Source organism: Streptomyces sp. NPDC000878 (genome assembly GCF_053599695.1).
Window position 1 is genome coordinate 32034 of the sequence record NZ_JBSFMT010000012.1, and the last position, 19059, is coordinate 51092.

Below are 19059 nucleotides of genomic sequence, written 5' to 3' on the forward strand. Positions count from 1 at the left end.
GCTGTTTCCATGCCTTCTGCACGGAGGGCGGCACGGCGCGACGACAGACCGCCCAAATGTGCTGGAACACCACCTCCACCGGCTGGGGGTCACCCCGTAACGGCGCATGGCGGCGGTGCAGGCCGAGCGCACCGCGCGGGTGCTGGGCATCGCCATCACGGAGGCGATCACGACGAGCCGGCAGTGGTCGTCGATGCCGGTGACCATCTTGCACTCCCGCCCGTCGGCACTGTGCTCCAGGACGGCGACACCGTGGTCGTCGTCAAGGTGCTCAAGGTCAAGCTCCTCGGGGATCAGGGCGGGCACCAAGGTGCGCAACATCCGGCGGGCAGCGGGAGGCCGACCGGCAGAAGCAGGATGCTGAATTGCGAAATTTTGCAATTGGTTAGATGCTGTGTTGACTATGTATGCACGTAGCCGCGGGTGCAGCATTCGCTTGCCCCGGGTGGGGCGCTGCCGGGGAAGCCGAGGGATCGTGTCCGTTCCGCTGTATCAGGCCAAGGCCGAGTTCTTCCGGATGCTGGGGCATCCCGTACGGATACGGGTGCTGGAGCTGCTGCAGGAGGGTCCGCTGCCGGTGCGGGAGCTGCTGGCCGCGATCGAGGTGGAGCCCTCTGGCCTGTCGCAGCAGCTGGCGGTGTTGCGCCGCTCGGGCATCGTCAGTTCCAGGCGCGAGGGCTCGACGGTGGTGTACGCGCTCGCCAGCGGGGACGTCGCCGACCTGATGCGTGCCGCGCGCCGGATCCTGACCGAGATGCTGGCCGGGCAGGGCGAGCTGCTGGCCGAGCTGCGCGAAGCCGAAGTCGCCGCGCAGTGAGCATCTCGTTCGGCCAGGCGATGGCCCGCCTCACCGTGCTGCTACCCGGCCGTAGCGATCTGGCGGAGATGCGCCGTGACCCGCGCCGGGACCTGCTGGCCGGCCTCACGGTGGCGGTCGTCGCGCTGCCGCTCGCGCTCGGCTTCGGCGTTTCCTCCGGCCTCGGTGCCGAGGCGGGGCTGGCGACTGCGGTCGTCGCCGGCGCTCTGGCCGCGGTGTTCGGCGGTTCGAATCTTCAGGTGTCCGGGCCGACGGGCGCGATGACCGTGGTGCTCGTGCCGATCGTCGCCCAGCACGGGCCGTCCGGAGTGCTGACCGTCGGGCTGATGGCGGGCCTGATGCTCGTCGCGCTCGCCCTGCTCAGGGCCGGGAAGTACATGCAGTACGTGCCCGCGCCCGTCGTGGAGGGCTTCACGCTCGGCATCGCCTGTGTGATCGGGCTGCAACAGATCCCGAACGCGCTGGGCGTGGCCAAGCCCGAGGGCGACCGGGTGCTGGTGGTGACCTGGCACGCCGTGGAGGAGTTCGCGAAGTCCCCGAACTGGACCGCCGTGGCCTTCGCCGCCGCGGTTGCCGCCGTCATGCTGATCGGAGCCCGCTGGCGGCCAACGATCCCCTTCTCCATCCTCGCGGTCATCGCGGCCACCGTTGTCGCGCAGTTGGCCGGGCTGGACGCGGCCTCCCCGATCGGTGACCTGCCGTCCGGCCTGCCCGTGCCGTCCCTCGCCTTCCTCGATCCGGGCGCGCTCGGCTCGCTGCTCGCCCCGGCCGTGGCGGTCGCGGCACTGGCCGCCCTGGAGTCGTTGCTGTCCGCCTCGGTGGCCGACGGGATGACCGTGGGTCAGAAGCACGACCCGGACCGGGAGTTGTTCGGGCAGGGCCTGGCCAATATCGCGGCGCCGCTGCTCGGCGGCGTGCCTGCGACCGGCGCGATCGCGCGGACCGCGGTGAACGTGCGTACGGGAGCGGGCTCCCGGCTCGCGGCGCTCACCCACGCCGTGGTCCTCGCGGTGATCGTCTTCGCGGCCGCGCCCCTCGTGTCGAAGATCCCGCTCGCCGCGCTCGCGGGCGTGCTGCTGGCCACCGCGATCCGCATGGTCGAGGTCGGCTCGCTCAAGGCGATGGCCCGGGCCACCCGCTCCGACGGGCTGATCCTCGTACTGACGGCCGCCGCGACGCTTGCGCTCGACCTCGTCTACGCCGTGATCATCGGCCTGGTGGTCGCGGGTGCCCTGGCGTTGCGCGCGGTGGCCGAGCAGGCCCGCCTGGAACAGGTCCCCCTCGACCGGGGCGACCACAGTGTGGAGGAGCACGCGCTGCTCGCGGAGCACATCGTCGCCTACCGCATCGACGGCCCGCTGTTCTTCGCCGCCGCCCACCGCTTCCTCCTCGAACTGTCCGAGGTGGCCGATGTCCGCGTGGTCATCCTGCGCATGTCCCGCGTGACGACCCTGGACGCCACCGGCGCCCTGGTCCTCAAGGACGCGGTGCAAAAGCTCAACCGGCGCGGCATCGTCGTCATGACCTCCGGTATACGCCCGGGCCAGCGCCAGGCTCTGGACTCGGTCGGGGCCCTGGACCTGCTCCGCAGCGAAGGCCGTGAGTACGCCACCACGCCCGAGGCCATCCGGGGCGCCCGCACCTACCTGGAGTCCGCCGGAGTCATGCCTTCCGTTCCGGCCCACAAGCCCAGGACCTCCAGTGAGGAAACCCTCCGATGAGCGCTCCCCCCTCAGACCTGCGCATGGTCGAAGTCTCGGGTGCCGAGGCCCTGTGGCTGCTGGAAAGCGGCGCGCTGGGTCGGCTGGTGTACGTCCAGCGGGAGACGGCGCTCGTGCGCCCGGCCCGGCATGTGTGGGAGTTCGGACGCCTCGTTGTGCGCACCCCGGTGCAGGCGGCCGTGGTCCCGCGGACAGCGACGTACCACGTGGAGGAGATCCGCGCCCAGACCGGCACCGGCTGGACCGTCACCGTCGCCGGACCGATCGAGGCGATCAGCGATCCCCACGAGGCGGGCCACTACCGGCGCACCCTCACCGGCTGGAGTCACGGCCCCCACGACACCCTGTTGCGTATCAAGCCGCAGACGGTGAGCGGATTCCGCCTGGCCCGCGCGGAGGCGTGATGAGTACCCGGCTCGAAGCCCTGCCCCACCGTCATGTGCTCACCCTTCCCACGCTGCCGTCCGCCGTCAGGCTCTCCCGGGAGACCGCCGAGCGCGCTCTTGCCGAGTGGGGGATAGACCTGCGCCATTCCGCCATCGGCCCCGCCCTTCTCATCCTCGGCGAGCTGGTCACCAACACCGTCCGGCACGCCGCCACGCTCTCCCCACAGATGACCGTCATCTACGCGGCCGGCGTGGACTGCCTGGCCTTCGCCGTCCACGACCGCCATCCCCACCAGCCTCAGCTGTACGGGGCGGCAACCGACACCGGGAGCGGAGGACTGGCGACGGTCATGGAACTCACCCTCGGCCTGGGCGGTACGGCCGTCGTACGCGGGGACGCGGACGGCAAGGGCAAGAGCATCTGGATCACCCTGCCCCTCTGATCCGAGCAGGAAACCGAACGGGCAGCCCATGCAAGGAAGTTGACGACAATGACCATCTAATGGGACTACACCGTCGAGCAGGACAGGACCTCGGCATCCCGCCCGTCTCCGGTCACCTGGGCCCGAACGCCTTCCGCTGCTTCGAGGGCGCCGTCGGCCGGGTCGTGGGACGCGGCACCCGCCCCTCGCCAGGCTTGATCGACTCGGACAAGGGAGCAGTAACGTATGAGTCTTCGAGTGAAGGCCATCGGCCGAGACGAGCCTCTGGCGTTCATGTGTGTGGATTCGGTGTGGCCGCTGCCGCAGGCGAGGATGGGCCGCGTGTGTGTGACGAGCGAAGTGAGATGGGGGTCCCCCCGCCCGAAGGATGGGGGAGGGCTGATGCGATGCGCCGAGGACCGGCCGGTACGGCCGCACTGCTCCGCCGGAGAGGGGACGGCACGATGACTGCCCCGCTGTACCAACTGAAGGCCGAGTTCTTCAAGACGATCGGTCACCCGGCACGCATCCGGGTCCTGGAGCTGCTGAGCGAGCGTGAGCACGCGGTGGCGGAGATGCTGCCCGAGGTGGGCATCGAGCCGGCCCACCTGTCGCAGCAGCTCGCGGTGCTGCGACGGGCGAATCTGGTGGTGACCCGCAAGGAGGGCTCCACCGTGTACTACTCGCTGACCAGTCCGCACATCGCCGAGCTGCTCCGGGTGGCCCGCACCATCCTGTCCGGCGTACTCGCCGGGCAGGCCGAACTCCTCGCCGATCTGCAGGCCGCCCAGACGCAGGCAAAACCACCGTCGTAACGACGGCCCTCAATCGGAGGCCGCCTCCCGGGAGCTGGCAACGCTCTGTGGTGCGACGGCTGCGAGATCGCGGCGGCTCACGACCCGGTATGTGACGCCGAACGGTACGGGCGCCCGGTGGTGGTCTCACCCCGGCACGCAGACGTCGTACCGGTGGATCTGGCGGTCCCCGACTGCCCGTCGGTGACTCGGCAGCCCTGCCCACCGGTTACTTAGGACCACCTTGCCGTCATGGTGGATGGCGGTTCACAGTCGAGACAAGGACCGTGGCGCGTGCAGTAGCACGTTCACGACCAGCTCGCTGGTCACCAGCAGCACCCGCGTCGGCAAACGCGGAAACCCGGAGCCCCGCCGACCTCGGCACAGGGTCCGGCCACCGCCTCACGGGCCCGTACCATCGCCTCCGGCCCGAGCGGCACCGAGACGATGTGTCGCCGCACCGGCGACGGCACATGCTGCATCGCCGCCGCGGGCCGACTGCCTCTGTGTCAGGGCCGGAACGAGTGCCCGCCCCTCACCGTGTCGGTTCCCCGGCGCGCAGCTCCTTCAGCAGCTTCTGACGGCCCGCCGCCGGCACGGAAAGGATCCGGCGCGCTGCGGCCAGCAGTTCGGCCACGTCCCCGCCGGCCAGTTCGTACACCACCGTGGAGCCGGTCCGGGTCGCAGTGACGATCCCGGAGCGGCGCAGCACCGCCGGCTGCTGCGACAGGTTCGACGGCTCGCCCTCGATCGCGGCCGGCAGGTCGTGCACCGGCCGAGTATCCGGAAGAACTCTGCCTTCGCCTCGTACGGTGGTACCGGCATCCTGCTCATTCCTCGTCCGCTCTCGCCGCCTCGGCGTCCAGCCCGTGCCAGTGGGCCAGCCGCATCATGTCGTCCAGCTCGTCCTGCGCCACCGCTACGGCGTACACGTCCTCGGCCGCCACGTCGGGATCCTGTGCGTGCAGATGGGACGGCGCACTTCAGGCCGACGCCGTCCACCGAGACGGCAGGGGGCATACAGATGGCGCTGCGCCCCGCAGCGGTCTGCCCCAGCACTTGGACCGGCGCCTCGCGGCGGTGGGCGTACGCCAGCAGTATCGACCGGTCCTTCGCAGGAGCCATCACGGGCCACGCCGTCTGCCTCGGCCTCTGCGGTAGCGATGGTCATTGGCCGAGCATGAGCGGTCGCGGATATCTCATCATCCGACTTTTCTGTGGCCCCTTCGGCCAGTACAGAAACAACAGGGCTGTCGGCGGCAGGCGCTACGTAAGGTCCGGGGGCATCGGTGAGGAGGGCGACGCCCGAGCCTCGCAGTGACAAGGAGGAGATGCCAGGGATGAGCAATGTGGAGATCTGCCTCAAAGAGATCATGACGTCGATCGAGGGCTCGTTGGGAACCGCCCTGGTCGACTACACCAGCGGTATGGCACTGGGCACTCTGGGAGGCGGCAAGGACCTCGACCTGACGGTCGCGGCGGCGGGCAACACGGACGTGATCCGCGCCAAGACCCGCACCATGGAACACCTCGGGCTCAAGGGCGAGATCGAGGACATCCTGATCACGCTCGGCAGCCAGTACCACGTCCTGAGGCCGATCAAGGGCCGTGGCGGCAACGGCTTGTTCCTCTACCTCGTGCTCGACAGGGGGAAGTCGAACCTCGCGATGGCCCGCCACCAGCTCAAGAGCGTCGAGGGCCAACTGGACGTGTAGAAAGCCGAGTGCTCCGCAACCTCGCACGCTCATGAGTTGAAGATTTCTTCAACTGGGCATATCCGGATCAGATCAATCCCATGGGCGTGCGGGGCCGGATGCACCAAAATTGGTCCGCCAGACCGCCTGCGGTGGCACGTACAGGGCCACCGCCCCCGGATGCAGCCCGTCGAATGCGGCAGGGAGCGCGATTTACCATGCAGGTCCCCCTTTACCAGGCCAAGGCCGAGTTCTTCCGGATGCTCGGACATCCGGTACGCATCCGGGTCCTGGAACTGCTGCAGAACGGCCCCGTCCCCGTACGCGAGCTGCTGAACGAGATCGAGATCGAACCGTCCAATCTCTCCCAGCAACTGGCCGTACTGCGCCGCTCGGGGATCGTGGTGTCCATCCGGGAGGGATCTACCGTCAGCTACGCCCTGGCCGGCGGCGATGTGGCCGAACTCCTGCGCTCGGCCCGTAGGATCCTGACCGAACTGATCTCCGGCCAGAGCGAGTTGCTCGCCGAACTCCAGCAGGCGGACCCCCAGCCGGCCCTCACCCCGAGCGGAGCCGACCGACGCCCCTGACTCCTTGGTGCGGGTCCTTCGACTGGCGGGAACGAGTTCGTTGCCCAACCCCCTGTACAAGACCTCCGCGAACCCTGGGAACTGCCAGAAATGCCAGGCCTAGAGCTTGCGGAGCCAGTCGTCCGCCACCCCGTGCGTGGCGCGTTCGGTGAGCCGCAGATGTGCGTCGTCGAGACGGAAGGTGAGTTGGTCGGCGACGGCAACCACGTCGTCGATCTGGCGGGTCAGGCGCACGGCGATCTCGATTTCAGTGCGGTGCTCGAGCTGCCCGGACAGCGTCACTACGCCTTCCCGCACGGTGATGTCGACGGCTTGCGGAGGCAAGGACAGGGTACCGGCAACGACCTCGTCGATCACATCACAGCGTATGTCGGCGTCCGTCCGCAGGAAGATTTACAGAAGGTCGCGGCGGGTCACCATGCCCACGAGATGTTGCTCTTCATCCACCACCGGCAGGCGTTCGATGCGGTGCCTGGCCATAGTGCGGCCTCGGCAACATCGACATCGGCATTCACCGTGACGACAGGACGGGACATCAACTGCTCTGCGGTACGAGCATGGCCCTTGGTCCTACGTTGCCGCGAAGCGGAGCTGATCCGAGGCCAGTGAAAGCGACGCGGAGGACCAGAGGGGTCGTCGGCCTCGACCTGACGGGCCAGAAGGTCCGTCTCGGAGACCACACCGATGACTCTCTCGTTGACGTCGACGACAGGAAGGCCACTGACGCCGTGCTGGTTGAGGGGGCGGGCGACCTCTTTGAAGGAAGTGTCGCAACCGGCCTTGACGACGTTGCTTGTCATCACTGCCCCGACATTGCTGCGTTTCATGTCCTTCCCCTCTTTGGTGAGGACGGGGATGTCGGACTGTCAGCCGGCCCCTGACGGCACATCGAGAGGCAGAACCCAGTCGCAACGGCGGTCCATCCAGATGGTTCAGGCATGGGCCGTCGAACTGTCGACTGAGCACGCCGGCGTCCCAGGGCGCGTGCGGTCCAACGCTTCTGGTGCCGCCGAACTCACGGCCCCGCCACAGCGTGGCGCCGCAGAGAGGAGGCGTCCATCCGTGGTGACACCCGTATCCGGCGACCGGATCTCCACCGATCCATCACGGCCTCACCATGGTCCTGCTCATCGCCCCCGTCACCATCGTGATGCGCCGTCACTTTGATCGACGACCCGCCCAACATCTGATCGCCTCCCGGCTGATCGGTCCTTCACCGGCGCCGAAGGACCGGTCCGGAACGCCAGATACGCCAGGCTCACCCGACGGCGCCGCCCAGATGTACGGCGAAGGCGGCGAGCAGCAGCACAGTGTCCTGACCCGTGATCGCCGCCCACCTGTCCTCGCTCATACGGGTCCGGCAGTGCCCTGGCCCTGGACTGTCTCCGTGGCCCCTTCCACGGAGGACACCGCCGCCGGGCGTGGCCCGGGCGGGGTACGGTGCCGGGTGATCCAGGCGGCGGCCGGCTCGGTGTAGCGGGCGGTGAGCGGTCCGAGAACCACGAGGATGAGCACGTACGCGGTGGCCAGCGGGCCGAGCGAGGGTTCGATGCCGGCGGTGACGGCGAGTCCGGCGATGACGATGGAGAACTCACCGCGGGCGACCAGGGTTCCGCCTGCGCGCCAACGGCCCTTGGTACCCACCCCGGCGCGTTTGGCAGCCCAGTAGCCGGTGGCGATCTTCGTGCCGGCGGTGACGACGGCCAGCGCGAGGGCTGGCAGGAGGACGGGCGGGATGCTGGCAGGGTCGGTGTGCAGACCGAAGAAGACGAAGAACACGGCGGCGAACAGGTCACGCAGCGGGGAGAGCAGGCCGTGCGCGCCCTCGGCGACCTCGCCGGACAGCGCGATGCCGACCAGGAACGCCCCCACCGCTGCGGAGACCTGCAACTGCTGTGCGACACCGGCGACCAGCAGGGTCAGACCCAGCACGACCAGGAGCAGCTTCTCGGGGTCGTCGCTGGAGACGAAACGGGAGATGAGCCGCTCGTAGCGCACCGCGACCACCAGGACCAGTCCGGTGGCGCCGAGGGCGATGGCCAGGGTGAGGCTGCCCGCCGGCCAGCCGGAAGTCCGGCGTCGGCGAGGGGATCGCCTGCGCGCGGCGCAGTACCGCGACGATCGAGGCGCCGGTATCGGTCCGCATCCGGGTGTCGCCGAGGACCGCCCGTTCCAGTACGAGGTCGACGACAGCTCGATCCGCTCGGCCACCAGCCCGAGGTCTGTGGTGGACAGCAGGTTCGGGCTGTGGTGGGAGGGTGCCAGCGCGTCGATCAACGACGCCGTCTCCGGCTCGGTCAGGCGCAGCGACTGCGCGCACGCGTCCGGGTCGTCGGCCCGGTAGACGTTCACTGTCCGGGTCCCGTCCCGATGCGCGATCACCGACAGCTGGCGGCGCTCCCGCGTGGTGAGGTCGTACTGGACACCGATACCCGGCAAGGGCGTGGTGCTCATCCGCGGAGCAGGCACAGCCCCTCCCTCCCTGTTCGTCGTGATGGTGGTGCGGCGCGCAGCCGAATCGATCCGGTGGTCCGCTGCGGCGGGGGCTCATGTTGCCAGCTGTGAACAGGCCGACGATTTGGGGGTCAGCACGGATGGACACGGCGTGCCGGCAGCGGTCAGGGTGGGGCGGGGCAGTGGGCCCCGCCGTAGGCCAGGGCCCTGAATGGGGCCAGTCAGTGACGGCAGGGACCGCGGAGGTGAGCATCACCGGGAAGAGAGCACACGATCATGTCGTTGTACTGGCGGATCCTCCTGCTCAACGCGGTGGTGCTTGTCGTCGCCGTCCTGCTGCTCCTGGGGCCTGTCACCGTCTCCACCCCGGTGCTGTTCGGTGAGGCGCTGGTCCTGATGGCCGGGCTGGTGGTGATGCTGATTGCCAATGCCGTCCTGCTACGGATCGGGCTCGCACCGCTGGCCCGCCTGAACCGGGCCATGGTCATCGCTGACCTCCTCAAGCCCGGCAGCCGCACGACCGTCACCGGACACGGCGAGATCGCCGAACTCACCAAGACCCCGGCGTACTGGAGGAACTCGGTCTGGTATGCGCACTCACGTCCCTCACCAACGAAATCCCCACCCACAGCGGCCTCACCGCCCGGCGGTAACTGGAGACGCCCTTGCCCGCTCTGGGGGACGAAGCCGAACTGGTCCTCTACCGCGTCGCCCAGGAGAGCCTCACCAACACCGTCCGCCACGCCCACGCCACACACGTCCGACTCACCTTGCGCCGCAGCCGCACCGGCGTGGAACTCCGCGTCCGTGACGACGGCCTGGGCCTCCGGCAAGCCGCCGAGGGCGCCGGCATCCTCGGTATGCGCGAACGGGCTCTGCTCATCGGCGCCGAACTCACCGTCGGTCCCAGCCCCGAGGGCGGTACCGACGTACGCCTCGTCGTGCCCACCCCGAACGGGAGCATCTGATCATGTCCGAGTCGCCGAAGATCCGTATCCTCCTCGCCGACGACCACGCCCTGGTCCGCCGCGGAGTCCGGTTCATCCTCGACAACGAACCTGATCTGACCGTCGTCGCCGAAGCCAGCGACGGCGCCGAAGCCGTCGACAAGGCCCGCGCCGAACAGCCCGACCTGGCCATCCTCGACATCGCCATGCCCCGTCCGACCGGCCTGCAGGCAGCGCGCGAGCTCTCCCGTCTGTGACCGGACCTGCGCATCCTCGTCCTGACCATGTACGACAACGAGCAGTACCTCTTCGAAGCCCTCAAGGCCGGTGCCGCGGGCTACGTACTCAAATCCGTTGCCGACCGCGACCTCGTCGAAGCCTGCAGCGCCGCCATGCGCGACGAACCCTTCCTCTACCCCGGGGCGATCAGCACCCTCATCCGGAACTACCTGGAACGCGCCCGGGAAGGCGACAGCCTGCCCGCCAGAGCCATCACCGACCGCGAGGAGGAAATCCTCAAACTCGTCGCCGAGGGCCACACATCCAAGGAGATCGCCGACCTGCTGTTCATCAGTGTCAAGACCGTCGAGCGCCACCGCGCCAACCTGCTGCAGAAACTCGGCCTGAAGGAGCGGCTCGAACTCACCCGCTACGCCATCCGCGCCGGGCTGATCGAACCATAGCCCCGGGCCTGTGCTCCATCCCCCGCTGGTCCACATCCAGGCACGATCCGGACGTCTCCAGCCCTGGCCGGCTCCCCATGCGTATCGACCAGCGACGAGGAAATCCGCTTCCCGCTGGGCGAGGTGAGCGACGGCTGCCGGAGCTGACCAACGAGCCCACAGCATGGTCCTGACCTGTGGTCGAGTCGAACTACGAGAAGTTGGTGAGCCTCGTGGCACCCCCGAGGAACGTCAGCCGGCGGCCGGCTGCCACCCCAGTGCGGGGCCCAGCCGGGTCGCGATGTCCGTGAGGATCTGGACGTAGTCCTCGTGCTCGAAGGTGAACGGCAGCGCGAAGGCCACCTCGTCGATCTCCTGGAACGCGACGTGCGCGTACAGGCGTTCGGCGATCTCGGCCGACGTGCCGACGAGGTCCGGCGCGAACATCAGCCGCGCCGGGCCCTGCGGGGTCGCGGTCCGCGGCAGCCGCTTCGCCGCGTACTCCTCGTACTTCGCGCGCTGCGCGGGCGAGGCACTGTCGGTGGGGATCACGACGAGCCCCTGGGAGACCCGGGCCCGCTCACCGTCCGGATGACTGTCACGGAACGCCCGGATCCCCGCGAGCTGGATCTCGGCGAAGTCCGCCGCCCCCTCGCCGCCCTCGCCCCCTTCGGCCTTCACGACGCTGCTGGTCAGGAAGTTCATCCCGTGCTCACCGGCCCACTTCGCCGACCGCGCACTCCCGCCGCCGTACCACAGCCGCCGCCCGAGCCCCGGGGAATGCGGCTGCACCCGGTCGGAGAACACCTCGAACCCCTCGACCCCGCTGAAGTCGGTGGCCGGCTTCCCGCGTACGAGGTCCAGCAGCCGCTGGACACGCTCGTAGCTGAAGTCCTCGGCGTCCGCCGTGTCGGGGTAGAGGGCGTCCTTGACCTGGTCGAAGTGCATCGGCGGGCCCACACTCATCCCCGGGTTGAGCCGGCCCCCGGACAGGATGTCGACGGTCGCCAGGTCCTCCGCGAGGCGCAGCGGGTTCTCCCAGCCCAGCGGGATGACCGCGGTGCCCAGCTCGATCCGGCTGGTGCGCTGCGACGCCGCCGCCAGGACGGCCACGGGGGAGGAGATCCCGTACTGGAGATGGCGGTGACGCAGCCACGCGCTGTCGAAGCCCAGCCGCTCACCCAGCTCGATGATCTCCAGCGTCGACTCGTGACCCGCGCGCGGGTCGTCCCCGTCGAACAGCCCGATGGTGAGAAAGCCCAGTTTGCGCAGAGGCTGTGAGGGGGACGGCACGAGCTCCTCCAACGATCGTCGTACGGACGTTCACACGCCGTCGATTGTGCCAGGCGGCCGGGTCAGCGGGATGGTCACCTCGTCCTCGACCGGCGGATCCAGCTCCTGGCTGAGCTTGCCGGTGGCGGAGAAGCAGCGCAGCCTCACCGCCTCCGGGGACACGTCGAGACGCAGGAAGCTCTTGAAGAACGGCGGGCTGTACGTCGCCGATCCGGGCGAGAAGAGCTGTGTGTACGCCTTCCGGACCGGGAGCCGGACTCGCCGCGTACGGCCGGGACGGCGGGCCGCGCCCAGCAGACCGGCGACCAGGCGGATACGCCAGGTCAGCCGCACGGACTCGCCCGAGGCGCGCGCCGGACGGATGCCCAGGCGCTCGGCGATCACGGCCGTCGCCTCGGCCTCGGAGAGGGTGAAGAAGCGCCGCAGGTGCAGCCGCCGGCCGTAGACCCTGCTGTAGAAGGCCAGCGAGTCGCCGCGCAGCGGATAGCAGCGGAAGTCGTCCTCGGAGACGTCGGCGACCGAGACACGCTTGATGGTGTGGGTGGCGTGCATGAACGCGCCGCCGCCACCCGAGACCACGTACTGGACGGTGCGGCCGTGCGCACTCACCGGGTAGCGCTGGTAGTTGTGGATGTCGCCGCCGATCGCGGCCACGAAGTTCCGCTCCGGCTCGCGCACGAGATCGTCGACCGTACCGCCGCCCTCGATCGGGCACGGGTGGTGCTCGCCGTCCACGTACAGGGGCGACCCGGTGATCAGGATCTTCGGGACCGGCCCGGCGGACACCTCCCTCAGCCAGCGGCCCTGTTCGGCGTCGAGCGTGCCCAGCAGACCGGTGTCGATGCCTATGATCCGCACGGGTCCGGCGTCGATCGCCCAGTACGGGCCGGGCTGAGCCGCCTGTTGGGCGGGAGCCGACCTCAACTTGCTTGCCTCGGCGAGGCGTTGCTCGTCGACGGCGCTCGGCCTGTGCCACAGGAGGGAGCGCAGCCAGGCCCGGGTGAGCGGGCGGGGTGCGGGGTCCGCGGGGAGGGGCGGGGCGTCGCAGAAGACGCGCATGAACCCGTTCAGGTCCTCGTACCAGTCGTGGTTGCCCGGTATCGCGTAGATGGGCGCCGGGTAGTCCTGGTAGGGGCGGAAGAACTTGGTGTTGTAGTCGTCGGTCGCGCCGACCGGGTAGATCACGTCACTGGCGAGCACGGTGAACGCCGTGTCCTGACCCACCCTCAGAAAGCCCGGTACGACGGCGTATTGGGGTGCGTCGCCCTCGCCCGTGTCGCCGATCACCATGAAGGAGAAGCGGTCCGGTTCGCTGCGCCGGACGACCTTGTCGGCGGGCGCGCCCGCGGCCGTCCGCTGCTCGGACCAACGGCTTCGGGTGCGGCCCGTCGGATCCCCGAACCAGGAGGCCAGCACGCCGTTGCGGGCCGGCCACAGTGTCCGGGGGTTGATCCACGAGAGCTTCTCGACCCGATGCGGCATCAACTCCCGGTAGGCACCCGGGTCTTCGGCGCCCCAGCCGGCGCCCTCGGCAGTGTCGCGGGACGAGTGCGCCCGTACGGAGTCAGCCCGTGAAGAGTCAAACATCGGGGCACCGTAGCAATGTCCTACAGTCGAAGATCCGTCCGGGGTGAGGTCGGGGTCCGCTGCCAGCTCGGGGTCGGCTGCTCCGCACTCTGTCTGGCCGACGGCTGCCTCGGGATCTGCCGGGTCTCCCGCGCGGGCTGCTGCCGGGGACCCTTGGCGCCCCACTCGCCGTCGCCCAGGACCAGCAGCGGATCGAACATCACCACGACCGCGGCCAGCAGCAGGAAGATGGCCGGGCCGATCAGCATCGGCAGCAGCAGCGAGGTCGGCGAGTCACCGGCCCAGGTGGTGCCGCCCGAGTCGTGCAGATGCACACTGACGGCGGCCATGCCGGTGTAGTGCATCCCGCTGACGGCCACACCCATCACCAGGCTCGCCCCGAGGCTGGTGATAAAGCCCCGGATGGAGACGGCCGCCCACAGCGCGGCCGTCGCGGCGACGACGGCGATCACCACGGAGAGAGCCACGGTCGTCGCGGCGTAGCGGATCTCGCCGTTGAGGTGGAGCGCCGCCATGCCGAGGTAGTGCATCGCGGCGACGCCGAGACCGGTGACGATGCCCGCGGCGGAGAGCGCCACGGGCGTGGCGCCGCGATAACCGACGACGAACACACCGATACCGACGACGACTATCGCCACGGCGAGACTGGTGACCGTCAGCCCGACGTCGTACCGGACCGCGGTCTCCTCGACCTGGAACCCGATCATCGCGATGAAATGCATGGTCCAGATTCCGCACCCGATGGCCGCCGCCCCCAGCGCCAGCCAACCCGGTTTCCACGAAGCCTGGTTGAGGAGTGATCTGACCACACAGCGCAGGCCGAGGGCGGCCCCCAGACAGGCCATGACAAAGGCGGCCACCGGGGTGACTAACCCGTAACTGAATCCGTCAATTGTTCCTTGCATATGCCAATTCCCCCCGAGGTGCAGCATGTTGAGGGGGGAATTCTCGCTTCAAGTGCGAGTAAAGCAAGCAGTTACCGCGAGTATCCGGTGAATTTTGTTTGACCGAAGGTCAGGGTCGGGCGGAAAAGATGAGACCCGGTCGGAACCCCTCATTCCGCTAGCGGTGCCGCCGTCTGGCCCTCCGATCGCTATGCTGCGCGACAAAGCGTTCAAACGAACATGGAGCGAACGGTATGCGCGAGCCGGTCGAACTGAGGCGGCAGCGGATCCTGGCCGCCGTGCAGGCGCGCGGTACGGCCCGGGTGACCGACCTCGCCGCCGAGCTGGAGGTCTCGGTGGTCACCGTCCGCCGGGACGTGGAGGAACTCGCCCGCGAGGGCAGGCTCCGGCGCGGCCACGGCATCGCCCGTTCCACCCTCCCCGTACCGGACGCCCCGCCCGAGCACGTCACCGCGCCGGGGGACGGCGACACCGTCGTCCTGGTCGTACCCGCCCGCCACTCCTACCTCTACGAGACCCTGCACGGCGCCCGCCCGGTCCTGGAGGAGGCCGGCGTACGCATCGCCCTGCACATCGCCCCGCAGGTCGCCGGAGCCGAACAGCCCCTGGTGGAGCGGGCGTTGGCGGACGGCGCCCGGGGCGTGCTGATCGCCCCGCGCTGGCGCACCCTCGCCGACGAGGAGGCCGACGCGAAGTGGCTGTGCGGGCTGGGCGTACCGACCGTGCTGATGGAGCGCAGGCCCCGCCCCGGCAGCGCGCTGCACGCCCTGGACTCCGTCTGCTCCGACCACTGGTACGGCGCCCATCTCGCCGTGGAGCATCTGATCGCCCTCGGCCACCGCAGGATCGTCTTCGCCACTCGCGACGACAGCCCCACCGCACGGGCCCTGCGCGCCGCCCTCACCGAGATCGCCGGGGCCCACCCGAAACTCGACGCCTGGACCCTCACCCTCAGTTCCCCCGACGCGGGCCCCGACCGCACGGCCGGCGCGGACCGTCCGGCCGTCGACCTGCCCGGTGTCCTGCGCGAACTGGACGCCACGGCCTGTGTGCTGCACGGCGACGTGGACGCCCTGATGCTGGTCCAGGAGCTGGCCGTCCACGGCGTCCGGGTGCCGGAGGACTGCTCGGTCGTCGCGTACGACGATGTCGTGGCCGCCCTCGGCAGCACCCCCCTCACCGCAGTGTCCCCGCCCAAGGGCGAGGTCGGCCGGGCCGCCGCCGAACTGCTCCTGCACCGGCTGAGGGATCCGCGAGGGGGCGTGGCGGGACCGGCGCGGCGGATCGAGTTGCTGCCGGAGCTGAAGGTGCGTGGGTCGACCCGCAGCGTGTAGCGATCGTTTGACCGCTTTATTTTCTTCTGATCGCTCTATTGACCGTTTCTGGTGGGCCGATGAGGATTCCCGTATCTCGATCGAACAGGACGGGAGGCACCCATGCCTGGTCGACAGAATCCCCGTCGACGAAGCCGTCGTTCCGTGCTCACCGCGATGGCCGCACTACCCCTGGCAGGGGCCGTGAGCGCCTGCAGCGGGGGAGCGGATTCCGCCTCGCGCGCCGGCGGCGGGAAAGTCACCCGCATCACCTTCTGGTCCGCGTTGCGCGGCAGCCAGGAGGTGGTGGACGCCTTCAACAGCACCCACGACAGCATCCAGGTCGACTACCAGCAGGTCCCGTCCGGCGGTCAGGGCGGCTACGCCAAACTCAGCAACGCCGCCCGCGCGGGCAACGCCCCCGACGTGGCCACCATCGAATACCCGCAGGTACCCGGCTTCGCCATCGACGGCGTGGCCCGCGACCTCACCCCCATGGTCAGCGACGAACTGCGCGCCAAACTGCTGCCCCAGGCCCTCGGCCTCACCACCTTCGAACAGCGCGTGTTCAGCGTCCCGTTGGACGTCGAACCGATGGTGATGCACTACCGCGCCGACCTGTTCGCCGAACACGGCTTCGAAGTGCCGGGCACCTGGGCGGAGTTCGAGGAACTGGCCCGCGCCGTCCGGCGCAAACTGCCCGGCCGGCGGCTGGTCCTCTTCCCCACGGACGGCGGCACCCAGTTCGCCGCCTACGCCTGGCAGGCCGGCGCCCAGTGGTTCGACACCGCGGGCGGCGCCTGGAACGTCTCCCTCGCCGATGCCCCCACCCGGCGCGTCGCCGCCTACTGGCAGCGCCTCATCGACGAGGACCTCGTCTTCGTGAACGCCGTCGAGAGCAGACAGTCCGACGCCCAGATCGCCGACGGCCTGGTCCTGACCCGGCTCACGGGCGCCTGGGACGCCGGTGCCCAGATGAAGGCGAGGCCCGCACAAGCCGGCCAGTGGCGGATCGCCCCGCTGCCCCAGTGGGACACCGGCCGCCCGTCCGTCGGCACTCACGGCGGCTCCACCTTCGCGGTCACCAAGGACAGCCAACACCCGGAAGCCGCCCTGGAGTTCATCGCCTGGCAGGTCTCCCACCCCGACGCGCTGCGCGCCCGCCTCTCCAGCGGCACCAGCAGCCAGTACCCGGCCGCGTCCGAGTTGGTGGCCGTGGGTCGCGAGGCGTTCGACCGCTCCTACTACGGCGGCCAGGACATCTACACCCTCTTCGAGGAGGAGGCCCACAAGATCCGCGACGGCTGGGTCTGGGGCCCCCGTTTCACCGCCACCCAGCGCGTGATGCAGGACGACTTCGCCCGCGTCGGCGGCGGCCAGGGCTCCCTCATCGACTCCGTACGGGCGGCCCAGGACGGCACGATGCCCGACCTGAAGGCCCTCGGCCTGTCGACCACGCAGCACAGCACATGAGCCCGGACCCCCGCACAGCACTTGAGCCGGACCGCCCCCGCACAGCACCAGAGCCGCCACCCGCACGACGGTATCCGAGCCGCCCGAAAGGCAGGTGACACCCCATGACCGCGACCACCCAGGCCCAGCACACCGTGCCTGCCACTGCCTCCCGCACCGCCGCCCCGGCTTCGGCCCTCCGTGCCCGCAAGGCGGCCCGCCGCCGTCAACTCGCCGCGTGCGCCGTCCTGATGGCCCCGTTCTTCGCCCTCCTGGTGACGATCTTCCTGATCCCCGTCGGCACGGCGATCTACCTGAGCTTCTTCAGCGACGACCAGCCCGGCCTCGGCTTCGGCCCCGAACGCACCATCTTCGTCGGCCTGCGCAGCTACGCCGCCGTCCTCACCGACCCGACGTTCCTGTCCGGGCTCGGCACGGTCGCCCTGTACTGCCTGATCTACATCCCCCTGATGGTGATCGGCGCGCTCGCCCTCGCCCTGCTCCTCGACTCCGGCGTCGTACGCCTGCGCGCCTGGGCCCAGCTCGCCCTGTTCCTGCCGCACGCCGTGCCCGGCATCATCGCCGCCCTCATCTGGCTGTACCTCTACACACCCGGCATCAGCCCGGTCATCGACCTGTTCGCCAAGGCCGACATCACCATCGACTTCCTCGGCATCCACACCGTGCTCCCGTCGATCGTGAACATCGCCCTGTGGAGCAACCTCGGCTACAACATGGTCGTCTTCTACGCCGCCCTCCAGGCCGTACCCCGAGAGGTCATCGAGGCGTCGGTGGTCGACGGCGCCGGGCCGGTCCGCACGGCACTCCAGGTGAAGACCCCACTCGTCCGTACCTCCATCGTGATGGTCGCGATCTTCACCCTCATCTGGGCGCTCCAGCTCTTCACCGAACCCATGCTGCTCAGCCAGTCCTCGCCGATGATCAACTCCCGCTTCTCGCCCAGCATGTACATCTACGACGCCGCCTTCACCCGCAACAACTACAGCCTGGCGGCAGCCGCCTCGGTCGTCCTGCTCGTCTGCACGATCGCCCTGTCCTACGGCGTCACCCGCTGGACCAGCCGCGCCAACACCCCCGAGGAGACGGCCCGATGAGCACCGGCGACAGCACCCTCATGCGCCCACGCCTGCTCGGCCGGGCCACGGTCAACGTGGTCGTCGCGCTCTCCGTCCTCTACACCCTGCTGCCCGTCCTGTGGCTGGTCCTCGCCGCAGGCAAGAACCGGGACGCGCTGTTCAGCAGCAACTTCCTGTCGCTCGGAGACTTCTCCTTCGTACAGAACCTGCGCGACCTGTTCGCGATGGACGACGGCCTGTACAGCCGCTGGTACGGCAACAGCCTGCTGTACGCCGTCCTCGGCGCCGGAATCGGTGCCCTGGTGAGCGTGGCCTGCGGCTACGCCTTCGACAAGTTCAGCTTCCCGCACAAGGAGAAGCTGTTCGGCCTGGTCCTGGCGGCCGTCATGGTGCCGCAGACGGTGCTCGCGCTGCCGCTGTACCTGATGGCCTCGGAGGCCGGCCTCGTCAACACCTTCTGGGCCGTGTTCATCCCCGTCCTGTTCAACCCGTTCGGCGTCTACCTCGGCCGGATCTTCAGCCAGGGCTATGTCCCCGACGAGGTCCTGGAGGCCGCCCGAGTCGACGGAGCGGGCGAACTCACCACCTACGTACGGGTGGCGCTGCGGATGCTCGGCCCCGGCCTTGTCACGGTCTTCCTCTTCCAGCTCACCGCCATCTGGAACAACTTCTTCCTGCCCATGGTGATGCTCTCCGACCAGGACCTCTATCCCGTCAGCCTGGGCCTGTACCAGTGGAACAGCTCAGCCTCCGTGTCGCCCGAGTACTACCCGGTGGTGATCATGGGCTCCCTGCTCGCCGTCATCCCGCTCATCCTCGCCTTCGCCCTGCTGCAACGCTTCTGGCGCAGCGGCCTGACGGCGGGTTCCGTCAAGTAGGCAAGCCGACGACAAATGGCCAAGCAGACGACAAGTAGGCAAACAGA

The 19059-nt window shown here is 69.3% G+C and carries 17 protein-coding genes and 5 pseudogenes; 13 read left to right on the forward strand and 9 right to left on the reverse strand.

The window, feature by feature from the left end; translation table 11 throughout:
* Positions 1-90: 90 nt before the first annotated feature.
* Positions 91-225 (reverse strand): annotated as a pseudogene (locus ACWDR4_RS13565) (IS481 family transposase); the annotation flags it as partial.
* A 250-nt stretch (positions 226-475) separates the two neighbouring features.
* Here ACWDR4_RS13565 and ACWDR4_RS13570 point away from each other — a divergent pair.
* The 5 genes from ACWDR4_RS13570 to ACWDR4_RS13590 all read left to right on the forward strand — a co-directional run bounded on the left by ACWDR4_RS13570 (position 476) and on the right by ACWDR4_RS13590 (position 4161).
* A complete protein-coding gene (locus ACWDR4_RS13570) occupies positions 476-817 on the forward strand; it encodes an ArsR/SmtB family transcription factor (protein ID WP_450407843.1) in 342 nt (113 codons plus the stop codon).
* A 20-nt stretch (positions 818-837) separates the two neighbouring features.
* Entirely contained in the window at positions 838-2538 is a 1701-nt protein-coding gene (locus tag ACWDR4_RS13575) for a SulP family inorganic anion transporter (RefSeq protein ID WP_450408169.1), read from the forward strand.
* Positions 2535-2942 (forward strand): pyridoxamine 5'-phosphate oxidase family protein, encoded by a 408-nt coding sequence (locus ACWDR4_RS13580; protein WP_450407846.1) that lies wholly within the window; start codon positions 2535-2537, stop codon positions 2940-2942. The genes ACWDR4_RS13575 and ACWDR4_RS13580 overlap by 4 nt, the downstream gene beginning before the upstream one ends.
* A complete protein-coding gene (locus ACWDR4_RS13585; protein WP_450407847.1) occupies positions 2942-3367 on the forward strand; it encodes an ATP-binding protein in 426 nt (141 codons plus the stop codon). Before ACWDR4_RS13580 ends, ACWDR4_RS13585 begins: the two co-directional genes overlap by 1 nt.
* 443 nt (positions 3368-3810) lie before the next feature.
* On the forward strand, positions 3811-4161 hold the full coding sequence (locus ACWDR4_RS13590) for an ArsR/SmtB family transcription factor (protein ID WP_450407849.1): 351 nt from the start codon (positions 3811-3813) through the stop codon (positions 4159-4161).
* Between the two features lie 514 nt (positions 4162-4675).
* Here the strand turns inward: ACWDR4_RS13590 and ACWDR4_RS13595 are convergent.
* Positions 4676-4965: pseudogene (locus ACWDR4_RS13595) on the reverse strand (transcriptional regulator).
* A 515-nt stretch (positions 4966-5480) separates the two neighbouring features.
* Between ACWDR4_RS13595 and ACWDR4_RS13600 the strand changes: the two are divergent.
* Both ACWDR4_RS13600 and ACWDR4_RS13605 read left to right on the forward strand, forming a co-directional pair.
* Entirely contained in the window at positions 5481-5855 is a 375-nt protein-coding gene (locus tag ACWDR4_RS13600) for a hypothetical protein (protein WP_450407852.1), read from the forward strand.
* A 197-nt stretch (positions 5856-6052) separates the two neighbouring features.
* Entirely contained in the window at positions 6053-6424 is a 372-nt protein-coding gene (locus ACWDR4_RS13605; protein WP_450407854.1) for an ArsR/SmtB family transcription factor, read from the forward strand.
* Between the two features lie 99 nt (positions 6425-6523).
* Here the strand turns inward: ACWDR4_RS13605 and ACWDR4_RS13610 are convergent, their stop codons facing one another.
* The 4 genes and pseudogenes from ACWDR4_RS13610 to ACWDR4_RS13625 form a co-directional block, all read right to left on the reverse strand.
* Positions 6524-6781: a BON domain-containing protein gene (locus ACWDR4_RS13610; protein ID WP_450407856.1), complete on the reverse strand. Its 258-nt coding sequence runs from the start codon at positions 6779-6781 to the stop codon at positions 6524-6526.
* A gap of 36 nt (positions 6782-6817) precedes the next feature.
* Entirely contained in the window at positions 6818-6904 is an 87-nt protein-coding gene (locus ACWDR4_RS13615; protein ID WP_450408171.1) for a CBS domain-containing protein, read from the reverse strand.
* Positions 6905-7134: 230 nt separating this feature from the next.
* A pseudogene (locus ACWDR4_RS13620) lies at positions 7135-7251 on the reverse strand (CBS domain-containing protein); the annotation flags it as partial.
* Between the two features lie 520 nt (positions 7252-7771).
* Complete coding sequence (locus tag ACWDR4_RS13625; protein WP_450407859.1) at positions 7772-8878, reverse strand: cation:proton antiporter; 1107 nt, start codon at positions 8876-8878, stop codon at positions 7772-7774.
* 276 nt (positions 8879-9154) lie between these two features.
* On the opposite strand from ACWDR4_RS13625, the pseudogene ACWDR4_RS13630 reads away from it, so the two are divergent.
* A pseudogene (locus ACWDR4_RS13630) lies at positions 9155-9846 on the forward strand (sensor histidine kinase).
* Between the two features lie 2 nt (positions 9847-9848).
* Positions 9849-10508 (forward strand): annotated as a pseudogene (locus ACWDR4_RS13635) (response regulator).
* A gap of 231 nt (positions 10509-10739) precedes the next feature.
* On the opposite strand, the gene ACWDR4_RS13640 reads toward ACWDR4_RS13635, so the two are convergent.
* Genes ACWDR4_RS13640 through ACWDR4_RS13650 form a run of 3 tightly spaced genes read right to left on the reverse strand, consistent with a single transcriptional unit; the run spans position 10740 to position 14272 of the window.
* Complete coding sequence (locus tag ACWDR4_RS13640) at positions 10740-11780, reverse strand: LLM class flavin-dependent oxidoreductase (protein WP_450407860.1); 1041 nt, start codon at positions 11778-11780, stop codon at positions 10740-10742.
* Between the two features lie 30 nt (positions 11781-11810).
* Entirely contained in the window at positions 11811-13367 is a 1557-nt protein-coding gene (locus tag ACWDR4_RS13645) for a metallophosphoesterase family protein (protein WP_450407863.1), read from the reverse strand.
* A gap of 20 nt (positions 13368-13387) precedes the next feature.
* Positions 13388-14272 carry an MHYT domain-containing protein gene (locus tag ACWDR4_RS13650; protein WP_450407866.1) on the reverse strand — a complete coding sequence of 295 codons (885 nt, stop codon included), beginning with the start codon at positions 14270-14272 and terminating at the stop codon, positions 13388-13390.
* 233 nt (positions 14273-14505) lie between these two features.
* Between ACWDR4_RS13650 and ACWDR4_RS13655 the strand changes: the two genes are divergently transcribed.
* From ACWDR4_RS13655 to ACWDR4_RS13670, 4 genes are all read left to right on the forward strand, one after another.
* Positions 14506-15606, forward strand: a complete 1101-nt coding sequence (locus ACWDR4_RS13655) for a substrate-binding domain-containing protein (protein WP_450407868.1) — start codon at positions 14506-14508, stop codon at positions 15604-15606.
* A gap of 102 nt (positions 15607-15708) precedes the next feature.
* Complete coding sequence (locus ACWDR4_RS13660; RefSeq protein ID WP_450407871.1) at positions 15709-17058, forward strand: ABC transporter substrate-binding protein; 1350 nt, start codon at positions 15709-15711, stop codon at positions 17056-17058.
* A gap of 104 nt (positions 17059-17162) precedes the next feature.
* On the forward strand, positions 17163-18152 hold the full coding sequence (locus tag ACWDR4_RS13665) for a carbohydrate ABC transporter permease (RefSeq protein ID WP_450407874.1): 990 nt from the start codon (positions 17163-17165) through the stop codon (positions 18150-18152).
* Positions 18149-19012, forward strand: a complete 864-nt coding sequence (locus ACWDR4_RS13670) for a carbohydrate ABC transporter permease (protein ID WP_450407876.1) — start codon at positions 18149-18151, stop codon at positions 19010-19012. Before ACWDR4_RS13665 ends, ACWDR4_RS13670 begins: the two co-directional genes overlap by 4 nt.
* Positions 19013-19059 lie beyond the last annotated feature (47 nt).

What these genes read in the sequence shown, in the direction of transcription:
- ACWDR4_RS13665 (WP_450407874.1), top strand. Translation starts at nt 17,163, where the DNA reads ATGACCGCGACCACCCAGGCCCAGCACACCGTGCCTGCCACTGCCTCC.
- ACWDR4_RS13655 (WP_450407868.1), top strand. Translation starts at nt 14,506, where the DNA reads ATGCGCGAGCCGGTCGAACTGAGGCGGCAGCGGATCCTGGCCGCCGTG.
- ACWDR4_RS13600 (WP_450407852.1), top strand. Translation starts at nt 5,481, where the DNA reads ATGAGCAATGTGGAGATCTGCCTCAAAGAGATCATGACGTCGATCGAG.
- ACWDR4_RS13645 (WP_450407863.1), bottom strand. Translation starts at nt 13,367, where the DNA reads ATGTTTGACTCTTCACGGGCTGACTCCGTACGGGCGCACTCGTCCCGC.
- ACWDR4_RS13660 (WP_450407871.1), top strand. Translation starts at nt 15,709, where the DNA reads ATGCCTGGTCGACAGAATCCCCGTCGACGAAGCCGTCGTTCCGTGCTC.
- ACWDR4_RS13615 (WP_450408171.1), bottom strand. Translation starts at nt 6,904, where the DNA reads ATGGCCAGGCACCGCATCGAACGCCTGCCGGTGGTGGATGAAGAGCAA.
- ACWDR4_RS13650 (WP_450407866.1), bottom strand. Translation starts at nt 14,272, where the DNA reads ATGCAAGGAACAATTGACGGATTCAGTTACGGGTTAGTCACCCCGGTG.
- ACWDR4_RS13580 (WP_450407846.1), top strand. Translation starts at nt 2,535, where the DNA reads ATGAGCGCTCCCCCCTCAGACCTGCGCATGGTCGAAGTCTCGGGTGCC.
- ACWDR4_RS13575 (WP_450408169.1), top strand. Translation starts at nt 838, where the DNA reads ATGGCCCGCCTCACCGTGCTGCTACCCGGCCGTAGCGATCTGGCGGAG.
- ACWDR4_RS13625 (WP_450407859.1), bottom strand. Translation starts at nt 8,878, where the DNA reads ATGAGCACCACGCCCTTGCCGGGTATCGGTGTCCAGTACGACCTCACC.
- ACWDR4_RS13585 (WP_450407847.1), top strand. Translation starts at nt 2,942, where the DNA reads ATGAGTACCCGGCTCGAAGCCCTGCCCCACCGTCATGTGCTCACCCTT.
- ACWDR4_RS13670 (WP_450407876.1), top strand. Translation starts at nt 18,149, where the DNA reads ATGAGCACCGGCGACAGCACCCTCATGCGCCCACGCCTGCTCGGCCGG.
- ACWDR4_RS13590 (WP_450407849.1), top strand. Translation starts at nt 3,811, where the DNA reads ATGACTGCCCCGCTGTACCAACTGAAGGCCGAGTTCTTCAAGACGATC.
- ACWDR4_RS13605 (WP_450407854.1), top strand. Translation starts at nt 6,053, where the DNA reads ATGCAGGTCCCCCTTTACCAGGCCAAGGCCGAGTTCTTCCGGATGCTC.